General features: G+C 64.9%; 14 protein-coding genes. 9 read left to right on the forward strand and 5 right to left on the reverse strand.

All coding sequences use genetic code 11. From position 1 onward, the window contains the following. Positions 1–14: 14 nt before the first annotated feature. The 3 genes from FRF71_RS10665 to ypfJ all read right to left on the reverse strand — a co-directional run bounded on the left by FRF71_RS10665 (position 15) and on the right by ypfJ (position 2,838). Positions 15–1,163 carry an alpha-hydroxy acid oxidase gene (locus tag FRF71_RS10665; RefSeq protein WP_147090635.1) on the reverse strand — a complete coding sequence of 383 codons (1,149 nt, stop codon included), beginning with the start codon at positions 1,161–1,163 and terminating at the stop codon, positions 15–17. A 36-nt stretch (positions 1,164–1,199) separates the two neighbouring features. Beyond that, positions 1,200–1,838 (reverse strand): hypothetical protein, encoded by a 639-nt coding sequence (locus tag FRF71_RS10670; RefSeq protein WP_147090636.1) that lies wholly within the window; start codon positions 1,836–1,838, stop codon positions 1,200–1,202. Between the two features lie 112 nt (positions 1,839–1,950). Further along, on the reverse strand, positions 1,951–2,838 hold the full coding sequence (gene ypfJ, locus FRF71_RS10675; RefSeq protein WP_147090637.1) for a KPN_02809 family neutral zinc metallopeptidase: 888 nt from the start codon (positions 2,836–2,838) through the stop codon (positions 1,951–1,953). Positions 2,839–2,929: 91 nt separating this feature from the next. Between ypfJ and FRF71_RS10680 the strand changes: the two genes are divergently transcribed. The 5 genes from FRF71_RS10680 to FRF71_RS10700 all read left to right on the forward strand — a co-directional run bounded on the left by FRF71_RS10680 (position 2,930) and on the right by FRF71_RS10700 (position 8,542). Continuing rightward, entirely contained in the window at positions 2,930–3,685 is a 756-nt protein-coding gene (locus FRF71_RS10680; protein ID WP_147090638.1) for a 3-hydroxybutyrate dehydrogenase, read from the forward strand. 132 nt (positions 3,686–3,817) lie between these two features. Then, positions 3,818–5,281, forward strand: a complete 1,464-nt coding sequence (locus FRF71_RS10685) for a M28 family peptidase (protein ID WP_238339187.1) — start codon at positions 3,818–3,820, stop codon at positions 5,279–5,281. Between the two features lie 75 nt (positions 5,282–5,356). Further along, the gene (guaB, locus tag FRF71_RS10690) at positions 5,357–6,811 is read left to right on the forward strand and encodes an IMP dehydrogenase (RefSeq protein WP_147090639.1); all 1,455 of its coding nucleotides are present in this window, start codon (positions 5,357–5,359) and stop codon (positions 6,809–6,811) included. Positions 6,812–6,818: 7 nt separating this feature from the next. Next, positions 6,819–7,997, forward strand: coding sequence for an RsmB/NOP family class I SAM-dependent RNA methyltransferase (locus FRF71_RS10695; protein ID WP_147090640.1), 1,179 nt, complete (start codon positions 6,819–6,821; stop codon positions 7,995–7,997). A 38-nt stretch (positions 7,998–8,035) separates the two neighbouring features. Continuing rightward, the gene (locus FRF71_RS10700; protein WP_238339189.1) at positions 8,036–8,542 is read left to right on the forward strand and encodes a tetratricopeptide repeat protein; all 507 of its coding nucleotides are present in this window, start codon (positions 8,036–8,038) and stop codon (positions 8,540–8,542) included. Here FRF71_RS10700 and FRF71_RS10705 read toward each other — a convergent pair whose 3' ends face one another. Both FRF71_RS10705 and FRF71_RS10710 read right to left on the reverse strand, forming a co-directional pair. Continuing rightward, positions 8,543–9,058: an RNA pyrophosphohydrolase gene (locus FRF71_RS10705; RefSeq protein WP_147090642.1), complete on the reverse strand. Its 516-nt coding sequence runs from the start codon at positions 9,056–9,058 to the stop codon at positions 8,543–8,545. A gap of 16 nt (positions 9,059–9,074) precedes the next feature. Then, entirely contained in the window at positions 9,075–10,013 is a 939-nt protein-coding gene (locus FRF71_RS10710; protein WP_147090643.1) for an alpha/beta hydrolase, read from the reverse strand. Positions 10,014–10,207: 194 nt separating this feature from the next. Here FRF71_RS10710 and FRF71_RS10715 point away from each other — a divergent pair, with 194 nt between their 5' ends. Genes FRF71_RS10715 through FRF71_RS10730 form a run of 4 tightly spaced genes read left to right on the forward strand, consistent with a single transcriptional unit; the run spans position 10,208 to position 15,600 of the window. Then, complete coding sequence (locus tag FRF71_RS10715; RefSeq protein WP_147090644.1) at positions 10,208–12,154, forward strand: 2-oxoacid:acceptor oxidoreductase subunit alpha; 1,947 nt, start codon at positions 10,208–10,210, stop codon at positions 12,152–12,154. Then, positions 12,151–13,200 carry a 2-oxoacid:ferredoxin oxidoreductase subunit beta gene (locus tag FRF71_RS10720; protein ID WP_147090645.1) on the forward strand — a complete coding sequence of 350 codons (1,050 nt, stop codon included), beginning with the start codon at positions 12,151–12,153 and terminating at the stop codon, positions 13,198–13,200. Before FRF71_RS10715 ends, FRF71_RS10720 begins: the two co-directional genes overlap by 4 nt. Before the next feature lie 21 nt (positions 13,201–13,221). Further along, positions 13,222–14,175 (forward strand): metal-dependent hydrolase, encoded by a 954-nt coding sequence (locus tag FRF71_RS10725; RefSeq protein ID WP_147090646.1) that lies wholly within the window; start codon positions 13,222–13,224, stop codon positions 14,173–14,175. Between the two features lie 54 nt (positions 14,176–14,229). Next, a complete protein-coding gene (locus FRF71_RS10730; protein ID WP_147090647.1) occupies positions 14,230–15,600 on the forward strand; it encodes a cryptochrome/photolyase family protein in 1,371 nt (456 codons plus the stop codon). Positions 15,601–15,602 lie beyond the last annotated feature (2 nt).

A 15,602-nucleotide genomic window follows, 5' to 3' on the forward strand; every position in this document is an offset into this window, starting at 1 on the left:
CCGCCGTCGCCGGTTCAGCGCCAGCGCAGCCGGTCGGGCGTTAGCTGGTCGACGCTGGTCACGCCCATCAGCTTCATGCCGCGCTCGATCTCGTCCTTCAGCAGCATGATCGCGCGCTCAACGCCGTCCTGGCCGGCGGCGGCGAGGGCATAGAGGTAGAGCCGCCCGCCCGAAGCGGCGGTGGCCCCGGCGCAAAGGCTCTTCAGCACATGGGTGCCGCGCCGCACGCCGCCATCGCAGATGATCTCGATCTCGCCGCCAACGGCATCGACGATCTCGCGCAATTGGTCGAACGGCGCGCGGCTGCCATCGAGCTGGCGGCCACCGTGGTTGGAGATCATGATCGCATCGGCCCCGATCTCGACCGCGCGGCGGGCGTCAGCGGCGCTCATCACGCCTTTCAGGCAGAAGGTGCCGCCCCACTGCGCGCGGATATCGGCCGCGGTGTTCCAGTCCATCGACTGGTCGAGCATGGTGTTGAAGTACCCGGCGATCGAGACGGCCTCACCAGTTCCTTCAGCGACATGAGTGTCAAGGTTGGGCAGGCTGAACTTCTCGCGCAGCAGGTAATCCAGCCCCCAGCGCGGCTTCATCGCATAGCCCAGCAGGTTGCGGGCGGTGAACCTGGGCGGCGAAGTAAAGCCAGAGCGGGCGCAGCGTTCCCGCTTGCCGGAAACGATCGTGTCGACGGTTAGCGCGATGCAGTCGAACTTCGCCGCCTGGCAGCGTTCGATCATGCTGCGATTGAGGCCTTTGTCCTTATGGACATAGAGCTGGAACAGCTTGGGGCCCGTGGTGAGGGCGGCGGTTTCCTCGATGCTCACGGTCGCCAGGCTGGAGATCCCGAACCACAGGCCGAACTTCTCGGCGGCCTTGGCCACGGCCCGCTCGCCCTGCCAGTGGAACACGCGTTGCAGCGCGGTGGGGGAAAGCATCAGGGGAAGGACGCTCTTGCGGCCCATCAGCGTGATCGCGGTATCGATCTCGGCCACGCCGGCGAGAACATCGGGTACGAGATCGACCTGGTCGAAGGCAGCGGTATTGCGCGCCTTGGTCACCTCGTCATCGGCGGCGCCGTCGATATAGTCGAACACCGGCCAGGGCAGGCGGCGGCGGGCGAGTTCGCGGAAATCGGCGATGTTGTGGCAATCAGTCAGGCGCATGGCCGTGGGCTAGCGCAGGCCCGCAGCCTGCGAAAGCTACTTCTTGACTGGCTGGACCACGGGTTCGGTCACGAAGGTCACGCCTTTGCCGCGCTGCTTGCGCGAAGGCTTCGGATTCGGCTCCGGCTTGGCCTCGGCTTGCGGTAGCGGCGCGGTCAGTGCGGCAATATCGGCCGGACCGGCCGAGCGCGCCGGGTAGCGGCAACCGCGCGCCTCGCCCACACCCTTCAGATAGGCGCGGCGCGCAAAGCCCGCCTGGACCGCCGCCTGGATCTTGCGCTCTTGCTCATTGGCGCCCGACAGCTCGCGGATCAGCCCGCGGAACGGGATGAAAGAGCCGACGGCAGCCTGCGCCACCCGTCCGGCGGTCACCCGGCCTTTGGAATCCGCGGGCAGGTCGACATCCGGGCCAAGCACCGCATCAAGGTCATCCACGGCGGCGGCGATCTCGGTGCAGCGCCGAATGCCCGTTAGGTTATAAGGCCGGTCCTGTGCGGCGAGCAGCAGCGGCGGGATCGTGTCCTTCTTGAGATTGAGATCGGATGCCGGCGTGGCCACCGCATCGCCCATGCTGGGGTCGCGATCGCCAACCGGCTTTTCGGGTTCCTTGGCTTCGGCAGGCTTTGCTGCGACGGGGGCGGCTTCCTGCGCCAGGGCGCTCGGTGGCAAGGTCAAGCAAGCGCCGATCAGGCAAGCAGACATCAGGGTAAGGCGCATTGCGCGAATTCTCCAGCAACCCCCTGTTGGATAAAGCCAGTCTATGCGCCAAGGTTCCCCCGGGCAACAATCATCCGCTGCGTCGAAGATCGTCAAAAGTATCGCAGGCATCTTCATTGCCGCTTTCCAGCCCCTTGCGCAGCCAGGTCATCCGCTGCGCGCTGGAACCGTGGGTAAAGGCAGCTTCGACCGGACGACGCCCGGCGCTTCTCATCAGCGTGTCATCACCAATCGAGTGGGCGGCAGTCATGCCTTCCTCGATATCGCCGGGTTCGATCCTGTCGCGGTTCTTGGCGGCCCAGACCCCGGCATAGCAATCGGCCTGCAATTCCATCCGCACCTGAAGCTGATTGGCGCGACTGGGGTTCTGTTGCTGGGCCGACCGGATCTGGTCAGCCAGGCCGCTCAGTGTCTGGATATGATGGCCATATTCGTGCGCCATCACATAGGCCCGGGCAAAGTCACCCCCTGCGCCCAACCGCTGCTCCATCTCGCGGTAAAAGTCGGTGTCGATATAGATGCCCTGATCGGTCGGGCAGTAGAACGGACCCATCGCACTCTGCGCCGCACCGCAACCGGATGAGCCGCTTTGCGAATAGAACACCAGCTTGGGCTGCTCGAACCGGATATTCGATGCGGTGACGATCGGCTGCCAAGTCTTGTCCAGCGAAGAGAGGGCATTGCAGCTTTCGCGGCTGAGTGCATCGACAGTGCAGCTTTGGCTTGCATCAGATCCGCCGACTGCCGGTCCAACCTGCTGGCCCGCGCCGCTGTCCATTTGCTGGATGCCGCTGATCGTCTGGATCGGATCGAGCCCGAATACGAAGTAGCCAACCAGCGCGATCACGATCGTCCCGCAACCCAGTTGCCCGCCGCGCCCGCCCATGCGGAACCCACCGCCAGTGCCCCGCTGGTCCTCGACGTTGATCGAATTGGGGTCGAAATCATCCAGCCGCATGGCGCGTCCCTTTCCGTCGGCCTGTTCGCACTGGACAGGGGCGCTCCCCGTCCGCAATGGACTGTCTCGCAACTGACAATTGGAGTCGAGCATGTTTCTGAAGGGCAAGCGCGCGCTGGTAACCGGTTCCACCTCGGGCATTGGCCTGGCGATTGCCCGGGCGATGTACGCCGAAGGGGCGGAAGTCATCCTGTCCGGCTTCGGCTCGGATGAAGAGATCGCGGCGCTGTCTGCGGAAATGAACGCCCGCCACGTCGCGGCCGATCTGATGACGGCCGCCGGGGTAGAGGCGCTGATGTCTGGCGCGGGTGAGGTCGACATCCTGGTCAACAATGCCGGGATGCAGCACGTTGCCCCGGTCGACGAGTTTCCGGTCGACAAATGGGACGCGATCGTCGCGCTCAACCTTTCGGCGGTCTTTCACGCCTGCCGGCTGGCTGTGCCGGGGATGAAGGCGCGCGGGTGGGGGCGGATCATCTCGACCGCATCGGCCCACAGCCTGGTCGCCTCGCCGTTCAAGGCGCCCTATGTGGCGACCAAGCATGCCGTGGCCGGCTTTACCAAGTCGCTCGCGCTGGAGCTCGCCACCAGCGGCGTGACCGCCAATTGCATCAGCCCGGGTTATGTCTGGACCGCGCTGATCGAGAACCAGATTCCCGATACGATGAAGACCCGCAATCTCAGCCGCGAAGCAGTGATCAACGATGTCCTGCTGGCCAAGCAGCCGACCAAGAAGTTCGTCCAGCCTGATGAAGTGGCCGCGCTGGCGGTTTTCCTGTGTCGTCCGGAAGCTGGCAATATGACGGGTGCCAACATTTCCATGGATGGCGGCTGGACCGCCGAATAGCGAATAAAGTTGCATGGGGGTGTAACCTTCATGCCACCCCTGCGGTTTAACTGTAGCGCGGTTTTTCAAAGCCGCTTGTCCACAAGCGCGTCTGCTGTAGGACTGGGGGCGATGAAGCGTTGTTGGAGAGCGATGAACCGATTGGCCGCCGCTACTCTTGCGGCCACGATCCTGTGCACGCCGGCCATCGCGCAACGCCGCGACAAGGCGCTTGAGGCAGCACTGCTCGCTCATGTCACTGAACTGGCCAGCGATGCTTACGACGGTCGCGAACCAGGGACCGAAGGTGAGGCAAAGACCTTGCGCTATCTGGGCCAGCAGTGGTTCGAGATCGGCCTTGAATCCGGCACCAACGATCCGCGTAATGCGTGGTTTGCGCCGGTCAAGCTGGTGGCGCGCGAGCCTGCTTCAAGCCTGGCGACCTTTACCCGCCGCGGCCGCCCGCAGTTCGTGCCGCCGGGATCGACCGAAGTCTTCACCTCGGGCAAGCGTACCCTGGTCAACAGCGCGCCGATTGTCTTCGTCGGGAGGGGCGGTGCAGAAGTTGGCCGGGCGGAACTGGCGGGGCGGATCGCGCTGCTCTTTGATGGCGATACGGATGGCTCCGAGCGGCAGAACGCTCTGCTCAAGGCTGGTGCCGCTGGCGTAATGACCGTGCTGGATGGCGAACGAACACTCGAACAGGTCAGTGCCCGCCGCGGCCGTTCGGGCTATGCCTTGGCCACCGAGGAACTCGGCGGCGATCTGGAAGCCTTTATCACGGCCGAAGGGCTGGAACGCGCGCTCGCTGGTGGGCCGATCGATCTCAAGGGTCTGAAGGCGCTTGCCGAAATGCCGGACTTCTCGGCCAAGCTGCTCGATCTGACGGTTACGCTTGAGGCGACGACCCGGGAAACGCGGATCAACACGCACAATGTGATCGGCCGATTGCCTGGGCGTCGGCCCGAGAGCGGCGCGGTGCTGTTGCTGGCGCATTGGGACCACTTCGGAGAATGCGCCGCGCCGCCGGCCGAGGACCTGATCTGCAATGGCGCAATCGACAACGCCAGCGGGATCGCCGCGCTGACAGAAATCGCCCGCCGCCTTGCCAAGGGTCCGCCGATGGATCGCGACATCTATTTCCTCGCGACTACGGCCGAGGAAATTGGGTTGCTGGGAACGGAAGCCTTTGCCGACGATCCGCCGCTCCCGCTGAACCAGATTGTTGCTGCCTTCAACCTCGATAGCTTTGCCCTTGCGCCGCGCGGGGCGCCGCTCGGCATTGTCGGACGCGGGCTGACACCGCTCGATCCGGGTATCCTGGCGGTGGCCAAGGCGCAGAAGCGCAAGGTGGTCGATGGCGATGCCGCCAATGCATACATCCGCCGGCAGGATGGCTGGGCGCTGTTACAGCACGACGTGCCGACCGTGATGGTCTCGTCCAGTTGGTCGGATCTGGCCCGGGTCGAGCGGTTCTTCGAAACCGATTACCATCGCCCCGGCGATCAGGTTAAGGCTGGTCTGGATCTCTCGGGTACGGCCGAGGATGTCGCTTTCCACGTCGCGCTGGTCCGCTATTTTGCGGACCTCCGGAAGGTTCCACCACGTTCTAAATGAGGCACTAGCGGCGCGCCGGTAGTGCGTTTACATGGGCCGCCACGAATCTTCCCATCCAGACGCAAAGTGGCACCCATGGACATACCTCTCGGCCTCACCTTCGACGACGTGCTGCTGCGTCCGGCCGAATCCGACATTCTGCCCTCGATGGCCGATACCAGCACGCGGCTGACCGCGCAGATCGGGCTCAACATTCCGGTGATCTCGTCCGCGATGGACACCGTAACCGAGGCTGACATGGCGATCGTCATGGCCCAGCTTGGCGGGATCGGGGTGCTCCACCGCAATCTGACGATCGAGGAACAGGTCGCTGCTGTCCGCGCGGTCAAGCGCTTCGAAAGCGGCATGGTGGTCAACCCGATCACCATCGGCCCCGATGCCAGCCTGGGTGAGGCGCGCGCGCTGATGCAGGCCAACCGCATTTCGGGCATTCCAGTGGTGGAAGCAGGGGGCCGGCTGGTCGGCATCCTTACCAACCGCGACGTTCGCTTTGCTGATAACCCGGCCCAGCCGGTGCGCGAGCTGATGACGCATGAAAACCTGGCGACTGTCCGCCCTGGCGTCAGCCAGGAAGAGGCGCGCAAGCTGCTGCACCAGCGCCGGATCGAAAAGCTGCTGGTGGTGGACGAGAATTTCCATTGCACCGGTCTGATTACGGTCAAGGACATGGAAAAGGCGATCACCTATCCCGACGCGACCAAGGACGCGACCGGGCGCCTGCGCGTTGCCGCAGCCACCACGGTTGGCGACAAGGGCTTTGAACGGACCGAAGCGCTGCTGGCGGCCGAATGCGACGTGGTGATCATCGACACCGCGCACGGCCACAACAAGGACGTTGCGCGCTCGGTTGAGCGGGTGAAGAAGCTGTCCAACTCGGCCCAGGTCATTGCCGGCAATGTTGCGACCTATGAAGCGACCCGCGCGCTGATCGATGCCGGGGCCGATGCGGTCAAGGTCGGGATCGGGCCAGGCTCGATCTGCACCACCCGCGTCGTCGCCGGCGTTGGCGTGCCGCAGCTGACCGCGATCATGGAAGCCGCGCGCGCCGCAGCGGACAGCAAGACGCCGATTATTGCTGATGGCGGCCTGCGCACTTCGGGCGATGCGGCCAAGGCGCTCGCCGCCGGGGCCTCAACCATCATGGTCGGCTCGATGCTGGCCGGGACCGAGGAAGCGCCGGGCGAGACGTTCCTTTACCAGGGCCGCGCCTACAAATCGTACCGCGGCATGGGTTCGGTCGGGGCGATGGGCCGCGGCAGCGCGGACCGTTACTTCCAGGGTGACATCAAGGACCAGATGAAGCTGGTGCCCGAAGGGATCGAAGGCCAGGTGCCTTACAAGGGCCACGCCCGCGATGTGGTTCACCAGCTGGTCGGCGGGATCAAGGCGGCAATGGGCTATACCGGCTCGGCCACGATCGAGGACCTGCGCACCAATGCCAATTTCGTGCGCATCACCAACGCCGGGCTCAAGGAAAGCCACGTCCATGACGTGACGATCACCCGCGAGGCGCCGAACTACAAGCTGTGACGGGCCGGTGACCCCCGGCGCCCGCGTCCAGGCGGCCATCGAGATCCTTGATCTGGTGATAGCGGCTGCCCGCGCGAATGGCGCGCCGGCTGACCGGATCGTCGGCGAATGGTTCCGCACCCGCCGCTTTGCCGGCAGCAAGGACCGCCGCGCAGTGCGGGACCTGGTCTATGCCGCCATCCGCGCCTGCGGGCCGGTGCCGATCAGCGGCCGCGCCGCAATGCTGCGGTTGGCGCAGGATGATCCCAGCCTCGCCGGTCTGTTCGACGGACAGGGCCACGCCCCCGCGCCGATTGCGGCGGAGGAGCCGGTTGCGGCTGGCGGTGTCGCGCCGCCATGGCTGGAACGGGCCCTGGCTGAAAGCGATATCAGCGGCGACCAAGCCCAGGCCCTGCTGGCCCGCGCTCCGCTTGACCTCCGGGTCAACACGCTCAAGGCCGATCGCGCGACGCTGGCGCTGCCTCAGCCGGGCGAACCGGGCCTGGCTCCGCAGAGCCTGCGGCTGCCGCACGGCACGCAGGTAGAAAGCTGGGAAGCCTACACCACCGGCCAGATCGAGGTGCAGGACATCGGCTCGCAGCTGGTTTGCGCGGCGCTGGGCGCGCAGCCGGGCGAACTGGTGATCGATCTTTGCGCCGGGGCCGGCGGCAAGACCCTGGCTCTGGCGGCGGCGATGGACAATCGCGGGCGGCTCATCGCGACCGATACCGATCGGGCGCGCCTTTCCCGGCTGGAGCCGCGCGCCTGGCGGGCCGGGGTGACCATCGCCGAAACCCGCCTGCTTGATCCGGGCCGCGAGGCAGAGGCGCTGGCCGACCTGGCGGGACAGGCCGATGCCGTGCTGGTCGATGCGCCGTGTTCCGGCACCGGAACTTGGCGCCGCAGCCCGGAAGGGCGCTGGCGGCTCACCCCTGACCAGCTTGCGCGCTATGCCGCAGTCCAGGCGCGGCTGCTCGATCTTGCCGCAAGCCTGCTGAGGCCCGACGGCCGGCTGGGCTTTGTGACCTGTTCGCTGCTTGATGTTGAGGGCGCCGGTCAGGCCGCCGGTTTCCTGGCGCGTCACCCCGATTGGTCAGCGCAGGAATTGCACCTTGCGGCAGGAACCTCGCGCGGACCGGGCGTGCGGCTGGCACCGGGCCGCGACGGCACGGATGGCTTTTTCGTCGCCTGTTTCCGGAAGACCTGATAACAGGATCGGCGATGTCGAGCCTTAGGGAGCAATTGATGCGATACACCCCTGCCGCGCTTGCGCTGTCCTTGCTGGCGGCAGTTACGGCCAGCGTCAGCATTTCGGCCCCGCCGGTTCCGCTTGATCCGCGTGCCGCCATCCTGGTTGCCGATGGGCGCAAGGCGCTTGCCAGCGGTGATGCCAATGCCGCGATCGATGACTACGAAGCTGCCCTCGCGTTCCAGCCCGGCCATGTCGCGATCCTGCTCAACCTGGCCGAGGCAACCCGCAAGCAAGGCATGCAGGGCAAGGCGCTGCGCTATTACCGTGAAGTGCTGGAGGTTGAGCCTGGCAACATCTACGCGCTGTCCGGCGAAGGCATGGCTCTCGCCGAAAAGGGCGCAGTCGAACGGGCCCGGCGTAATCTGGCGCGGCTTGAGCAGGTCTGCGGTGCAAATTGCGTTCCGGCCAGGGAACTGGCGGCTGCGATCCAGCAAGGCCCGACCCCGCAGATGGTCAGCGCCGAAGCCGTTCAGGCCAAGCCGACCGTCACGACCAACTGATCAGATCAAGTCGCGGAACTCGTCGAGGACGGCGCGGTAGACCCGCTTCTTGAAGGGTACGATCACTTCCGGCAGCTGCGCCGGTTCCATCCACTGCCATTCGCAGAATTCGGCTGGGTCGTGCGCGTCGAGTCGGATGTGGTGATCCTCACCGGTAAAGCGGGCCAGCACCCAGTGCTGGCGCTGGCCGCGATACCGGCCGCCCCAGAGCTTGCCCATCAGCTCATCCGGCAGGTCATAAAGCACTTCCTCGCGCGTCTGGGACAGGATCGTGACGTGCTCTTCCTGTACCCCGGTTTCCTCCCACAGCTCGCGCAAGGCGGCGGTGCGCAGGTCTTCGCCTTCGTCGATCCCGCCTTGCGGCATCTGCCAGTAGACCCCGCCCTCGTCGGGCTGGCCGCGCGTGTCGATGCGTTTGCCGACAAAGGCCAGACCCGAGGCATTAACCAGCATCACCCCCACGCAGGGGCGATAGGGCAGGGCTGAAAAGTCGGCGGTGGGGCTGGTGTCATTCATCCCGCGCGCCTTAGCGCTAAACCTTAGTCAGCATCAACTTCATCGCGGCAATGATCTTTGCCGTGGCCGCGTGCGCGCTGGGCAGAGCCTTGCGGGTCGTGGAGAAATCATGGGTCATGCCGGCGATGTGGAGGTAGAGCGTATCGACCCCGGCATCGACCAGCTTGGCCGCCAGACGGCGTCCCTGGTCTTGCAGTGGGTCGAGCCCCGCAGTCGCGACGATTGTCGGGCACATGCCCTTGGCCTCGGCATGGATCGGAAAGGCCCGCGGATTGCCGCTTTCGGGCAGGTAGAGCGAATAGAACCAGTCCATCGCCACCTTGGTCAGCAGATGCTTTTCGGCGAAAGTGGCCATCGAACCGTCCTGGCTTTCGTCGGTTGCGGGATAGAGCAGCACCTGAAGGAGCATCGGCGCGGCGGCTGGCTTGTCCATCAAGGCGCGCGCAGTGACCGTCGCCAGATTGCCGCCAGCACTGCCGCCGATGGTGACGAGGCCGGTCACCCGCCGGTCCAGTTCGGCCGGACTGGCAGCCAGCCATCGCGCCACCGCCTCGCAATCATCCGGCGCGGCCGGGAAGGGATGCTCCGGCGCCTTGCGATAATGCACTGCCAGCACTGGCAGATCGAGTTCGGCCGACAATTCGGTGCACAAAGAATTGTGCGTATCGAGATCGCCGATCACGAAGCCGCCGCCGTGGAAGAACAGGATTACCGGCGCCGGTTCGCGGGATTCGCGGATATCATAGAACCGCACCGGAATCGGCCCGGCTGGGCCAGCGCAGGTGAGGTCCTTGATCACCGCCAGCGGGCGGGGATCGGCCTCCGTCATCGCCTTGAGGCCCAGATAGCCAGCGCGTTGTTCCGCAGGATCGAGCCGCTCCGGCGCGGGCAGGCTGTTCACCAGTGCGAGAAAACCCTGCACGTCTTCACGGAACAGCGGAGTGGAATCGGACACGCGGGCACCTCTCTCTTTTGATGATTTAACCGACAGGTTAAGTCGCGTTTTGACACTTGACTAGCCGCCTTGGCGCTCCTCAAGTGAACGAGGTTGCCCGGCGCGCAGTTTTTCTTGATTGCCGGGTGTCGGGGGAGGCGACTAGGGGGCTTCGCGAGGACGAGGCGGACCGGTCCGCCTGATGAGGAATAAGCATGGCAACGCAACTGGCCGAACCCACCGCTAAGTCTAACGCACCACAGGAATCTGTTGTTGTCCGCTTTGCCGGCGACTCGGGTGACGGGATGCAACTGACCGGTGGGCAGTTCACCCTGTCGAGCGCGCTGGCGGGTAATGACTTCGCCACTTTCCCAGACTTCCCGGCCGAGATCCGCGCACCGCAGGGCACACTGTTCGGCGTTTCAGCGTTCCAGATCAATTTCGGTTCGACCGCGATCGACACCGCAGGCGACGCGCCTGACGTGTTGGTGGCAATGAACCCGGCGGCGCTGAAGACCAATGTCGGCGCCTTGAAGCCCGGCGGCTTGATCATTGCCGACACGGGCGAGTTTACCAAGCGCAACCTCGAAAAGGCGAAGTACGAAGTCAGCCCGCTGGAAGATGGCACCCTCGCCAAATGGCAGGTTCTGGCGTTCGACATTTCGGCGCTGACGCTGGAATCGGTCAAGCCGTTCGGCCTGGGCAACAAGGAAGCCCTGCGCTGCAAGAACATGTGGACGCTGGGCCTGGCGCTGTGGATGTTCGACCGCGACCGCCAGCCGCTGATTGACTGGCTGAAGCAGAAATTCGCCAAGAACCAGGTCCTGGCCGATGCCAATATTGCCGCGCTCAACGCCGGCCATGCCTATGGCGAGACGGCCGAGCTTGAAGGATCGATACACAAGCTGCATCTCGGGCCGGTGGCGACCCCCGCGGGGCTCTATCGCACGATCACCGGGGCCGATGCCGTCGCACTCGGGCTGGTCGCGGGGGCGCAGCTGGCGCACCTGCCAATGTTCTTTGGCGGTTATCCGATTACGCCCGCCAGCTCGATCCTCCATGCGCTGGTGCGGTTGAAGGAATTCAACGTCACGACCTTCCAGGCGGAAGACGAGATCGCCGCGATCTGCGCCGCGATCGGTGCCAGCTATGCCGGCCAGCTGGGCGTGACCTCAAGCTCCGGCCCGGGTATCGCGCTTAAAGGAGAGGCGATGGGCCTGGCGGTAATGACCGAGCTGCCGCTGGTGATCGTCAACTCGCAGCGCGGCGGACCGTCGACCGGCCTCCCGACCAAAACCGAGCAGTCGGACCTCTACCAGGCGGTCTATGGCCGCAACGGTGATGCGCCCATCCCGGTGATTGCCGCGCGGAGTCCATCCGACGCGTTCGAGTGCGCAATCGAGGCCTGCCGGATCGCCGTGCAATACATGACCCCGGTGATCCTGCTGACCGATGGCTACATCGCCAATGCAGCCGAGCCTTGGAAGGTACCGGATCCTTCCGCATACACCGAATTTCCGGTTACCTTCCTGGCGGAAAAGAACGCCGGCGATATCCTGCTGCCCTACAAGCGCGATGCCAAGGGTGCGCGGCCGTGGATCAAGCCTGGTACGCCGGGCCTGATGCACCGGATCGGCGGGATCGAGAAGGCCGTCGATACTGGCCACCTCGACTATTCGCCGGCCAATCACCAGGCGATGACCGATGCCCGCAAGGCCAAGGTCGATGGCATTGCCAAGTCGATCCCGGACCAGGATGTCTGTCTGGGTGAACCCGGTGGCAAGCTTGCCGTGGTCGGTTGGGGCAGCACCTATGGCCCGATCCACCAGGCGGTCGGCCGCGCGCGTGACAAGGGGCTGGACGTCAGCCACATCCACGTTCGGCATATCTGGCCGTTGCCGCAGAACCTTGGTGCCTTGCTCAAGGGTTATGACCGGGTGCTGGTGCCGGAAATGAATACCGGCCAGTTCAAGACCGTGCTGCGCGACCAGTTCCTGGTCGATGCCCAGCCGCTTACCAAGACTAGCGGCCAGCCGTTCGCCATTGCCGAAATCGAAGCGGCGATCGCAACCTATTTTGATGGCGTGCCCGGCAACGCCGGCGGGGATGAAGTGCCCCCCAATGACAAGCAGTTGCCCAGCGTGAAGGCGGTGAACCCATGAACGAGATGACCAAGATCGCGGCGACGACCACCATCAAGGACTGGGAAACCGACCAGGAAGTACGCTGGTGCCCAGGCTGCGGGGACTATGCGATCCTCAAGGCGGTGCAGCGCACCCTACCCGAACTTGGCGCGGATCCGGCCAACACTGTCTTCGTATCAGGCATCGGCTGCTCCAGCCGCTTCCCCTATTACGTGGAGAGCTATGGCTTCCATACGATCCACGGCCGCGCTCCGGCCTTTGCCACCGGCATCAAGCTGGCCAATCCAGAGCTCGATATCTGGCTGGTGACCGGTGACGGCGACGGGATGAGCATTGGCGGCAACCACACCATGCACCTGCTGCGCCGCAACCTGAACTGCCAGGTGCTGCTGTTCAATAACGAGATCTACGGCCTGACCAAGGGCCAGTATTCGCCGACCAGCCGTCAGGGCACGACCAGTCCGACCACGCCGCTTGGCTCGGTGGATCGCCCGGCCAGCCCATGCGCCTTTGCGCTGGGTGCCGGGGCACGCTTCGTCGCCCGCGGGTTTGACGTGTCCAAGGAACTGACCACGGTGCTGAAGGCGGCCTATCACCACAAGGGTGCGGCCTTCGTCGAGATCTTTCAGAACTGCATCGTCTACAACAAGGACCGGTTCGAAGACTTTGCCGCGCCCAAGGGTGCTGAACACGCGCAGCTGTGGCTGAAGCATGGCGAGCCGATGCTGTTCGATCGCGGTACTAAGGGCATCTCGCTGTGCCAGGACGACCTGACGCTGAAGGTGGTCGATGTCGTCGATGGCGACTGGAAGTCGGCCGGGGTTATCGTTCACGACGTGACCAACCGCTCGGTCGCCTATATGCTGGTCGACCTGCGCGTGATGCCGCGCTTCGCCGATTTCCCGATGGCGCTGGGTGTGCTCTACGACGATCCGCGCCCGACCTTCGAAGAGGTGGTCACAGCGGAGCGCGAACAGGCCAGTGCCGGCAAGGAGCCCAACCTGGCCAAGCTGCTGGCTAAGGGTCAGACCTGGACGGTGACCGAAGACGGGCCGGAGCTGTAATCCGACCTGGCCTGCGCCAGCATGGACAACCTGACTCATTCGCTGATCGGTGCGGTGCTGGGACAGGCGGGGCTCAAGCGTCGCACGGGTCTGGCCATGCCGGCGCTGATCATCGGCGCCAACATTCCCGATATCGACGCGGCCTGTTTCTTCTGGCTGGAAGGCACCGAGCATCTGGGCTTCCGGCGGGGTATCACGCATGGGCCGCCAGCGATGGTGTTGCTGCCCTTGCTGCTGGCTGGCGCGCTGTGGTGGTTTGATCGCTGGCAAAGCGGGCGCGGCACTCGGCCAGAGGGCCGTTTGCCGGTCAGCTTCAAGTGGCTCTACCTGCTCAGCCTGATCGGCACGCTCAGCCATCCGCTGTTCGACTGGTTCAACGTCTATGGCATCCGCCTGCTTGAGCCGTTCTCCAGCAAGTGGTTCCACGGCGATGTGCTGTTCATCATCGATGTCTGGCTGTGGGCGCTACTAGGCTTTGGCCTCTGGTTCTCGCTGCGGCGGGAACGACGGGGGGGAGAGTGGCAGCATCCAGCACGGGTCGCGATTGCGGTGATGGCGGCCTATATCGGCCTCAACAGCGCTATTACCTGGCGGACCGAAGCAAGCAGCCTGATGCGTGAACCCTATCCGGTCGAGGCGATCGCCAGTCCGGTGCCGCTGGCTTTCTGGGAACGCGAGCGAATTGTCCGGCTGCAGGATGGGGCATGGTTGTCCTCAGCCTGGACAGGCCTGTCCGCCGGTCAAGGTTATGCTTATCCTGATGCTGAACGCTGCCAGATGCCATCCCCGGTCCAGTTGGCGAGAGGCGGATCCCAAGTGGCGGCTTTCCTGCTTTGGTCGCAGGCTCCCTTTGTTGAACGGACTGTGGACGGCTCGGTTATCCTGCGCGATGCGCGGTTCTATGGTCCGCGGGCGCGGGATCGGTTTTCCGTCGCGCTACCGCAAGTCAAGTGCGTGCCGCTGCCCGCCGGATAAATTAGGTCCAAAGTCCAGCTTGATGATCCTGAAATGGCCGGGAATGGCCAGTGTATGTCCGCGCCCATCATCGTCTGGCTCCGCCGCGACCTGCGCCTGGCTGATCAGCCCGCTTTCCGGGCTGCCGCCGCGCGCGGCCCCGTAATCCCGGTCTATGTGCTTGATGACGAATCGCCACGGTACCGGCGGATGGGGGCGGCCTCGCGCTGGTGGCTGCATCATTCGCTGGCGCGGCTTGCGGCCGATCTGGAGCAGGCAGGTTCGCGGCTGATCCTGCGCCGTGGCAGGAGCGAGAACGTGCTTTCGGCCCTCGCGGTGGAAAGCGGGGCGCACGAAGTTCATGCGCTGCACCATGTCGAACCCTGGTGGCGCAATGCCGAACGTGCCGTGCGCAAGGCGCTTGATCTGCAGCTGCATCAGGGGATCTACCTTGCTCCGCCCGGCTCGGTGCTGACGGGCGGCGGCACGCCGTTCAAGATTTACACCCCGTTTTGGCGGGCCTTGCAGGAACGGATGCCGCCAGCGCCGCCATTGCCGGCCCCAAAGCTGACGGCGCCGGAAGCCTGGCCCAACAGCGATCGGTTGGAAGACTGGCAATTGCTCCCGACACACCCCGATTGGGCGGGCGGAATGCGGGCGGAATGGACCCCGGGCGAGGCTGGCGCGGCTGAGCGCCTGGAAACCTTTGCCCGCCGCGCCGCACGCTATGCGGAGCGGCGCAATCTGCCGGCGATGCTCGGCACCTCGCGCCTCTCGCCGCACCTCCATTTCGGCGAGGTTTCGCCGGCACAGGTCTGGCACGGCGTGGCCAATGCCGGCGGTTCGGTTGACGTGTTCCTGGGTGAACTGGGCTGGCGCGATTACGCCGCCAATGTGATCCATCAGTTCCCGGACTACGCCGCGCATTCCTACAAGGAAGAGTTCGAGCGCTTGCCCTGGCGCACCGGGCCCGAGGCTGAGGCCGATCTCAAGGCCTGGCAGCAGGGCCGCACCGGCTATCCGATCGTCGATGCCGGCATGCGTGAGCTGTGGGCGACTGGCTGGATGCACAACCGGGTGCGGATGATCGTCGCCAGCTTCCTCATCAAGCATCTGCTGATCGACTGGCGGCGCGGCGAGGAGTGGTTCTGGGACACCTTGGTCGATGCCGATTATGCCCAGAATGCGGTCAACTGGCAGTGGAGCGCCGGTTCGGGCGTCGATGCCAACATGTTCGTGCGGATCATGGCCCCGCTGACGCAGAGCCCGAAGTTCGATGCCGCCGGCTATATCCGCGAGTGGGTGCCCGAACTTGCCGGGCTGGGCGATGCTGAGATCCATGATCCCGGCTTGCTGCGTCCGCGCGGCTATCCGGCCAAGATTGTCGAACACACCGAGGGACGCGCCCGCGCCCTGGCAGCTCATGCGGCCATGAAAGCAGTTTGATC

Origin of the sequence: Novosphingobium ginsenosidimutans (assembly GCF_007954425.1) — a bacterium.
GTDB lineage: Bacteria > Pseudomonadota > Alphaproteobacteria > Sphingomonadales > Sphingomonadaceae > Novosphingobium > Novosphingobium ginsenosidimutans.

Coding starts and splice junctions, on each gene's coding strand:
- FRF71_RS10665 (WP_147090635.1), bottom strand. CDS start 1,163: ATGCGCCTGACTGATTGCCACAACATCGCCGATTTCCGCGAACTCGCC.
- ypfJ (WP_147090637.1), bottom strand. CDS start 2,838: ATGCGGCTGGATGATTTCGACCCCAATTCGATCAACGTCGAGGACCAG.
- FRF71_RS10680 (WP_147090638.1), top strand. CDS start 2,930: ATGTTTCTGAAGGGCAAGCGCGCGCTGGTAACCGGTTCCACCTCGGGC.
- FRF71_RS10685 (WP_238339187.1), top strand. CDS start 3,818: ATGAACCGATTGGCCGCCGCTACTCTTGCGGCCACGATCCTGTGCACG.
- guaB (WP_147090639.1), top strand. CDS start 5,357: ATGGACATACCTCTCGGCCTCACCTTCGACGACGTGCTGCTGCGTCCG.
- FRF71_RS10700 (WP_238339189.1), top strand. CDS start 8,036: ATGCGATACACCCCTGCCGCGCTTGCGCTGTCCTTGCTGGCGGCAGTT.
- FRF71_RS10705 (WP_147090642.1), bottom strand. CDS start 9,058: ATGAATGACACCAGCCCCACCGCCGACTTTTCAGCCCTGCCCTATCGC.
- FRF71_RS10715 (WP_147090644.1), top strand. CDS start 10,208: ATGGCAACGCAACTGGCCGAACCCACCGCTAAGTCTAACGCACCACAG.
- FRF71_RS10720 (WP_147090645.1), top strand. CDS start 12,151: ATGAACGAGATGACCAAGATCGCGGCGACGACCACCATCAAGGACTGG.
- FRF71_RS10725 (WP_147090646.1), top strand. CDS start 13,222: ATGGACAACCTGACTCATTCGCTGATCGGTGCGGTGCTGGGACAGGCG.
- FRF71_RS10730 (WP_147090647.1), top strand. CDS start 14,230: ATGTCCGCGCCCATCATCGTCTGGCTCCGCCGCGACCTGCGCCTGGCT.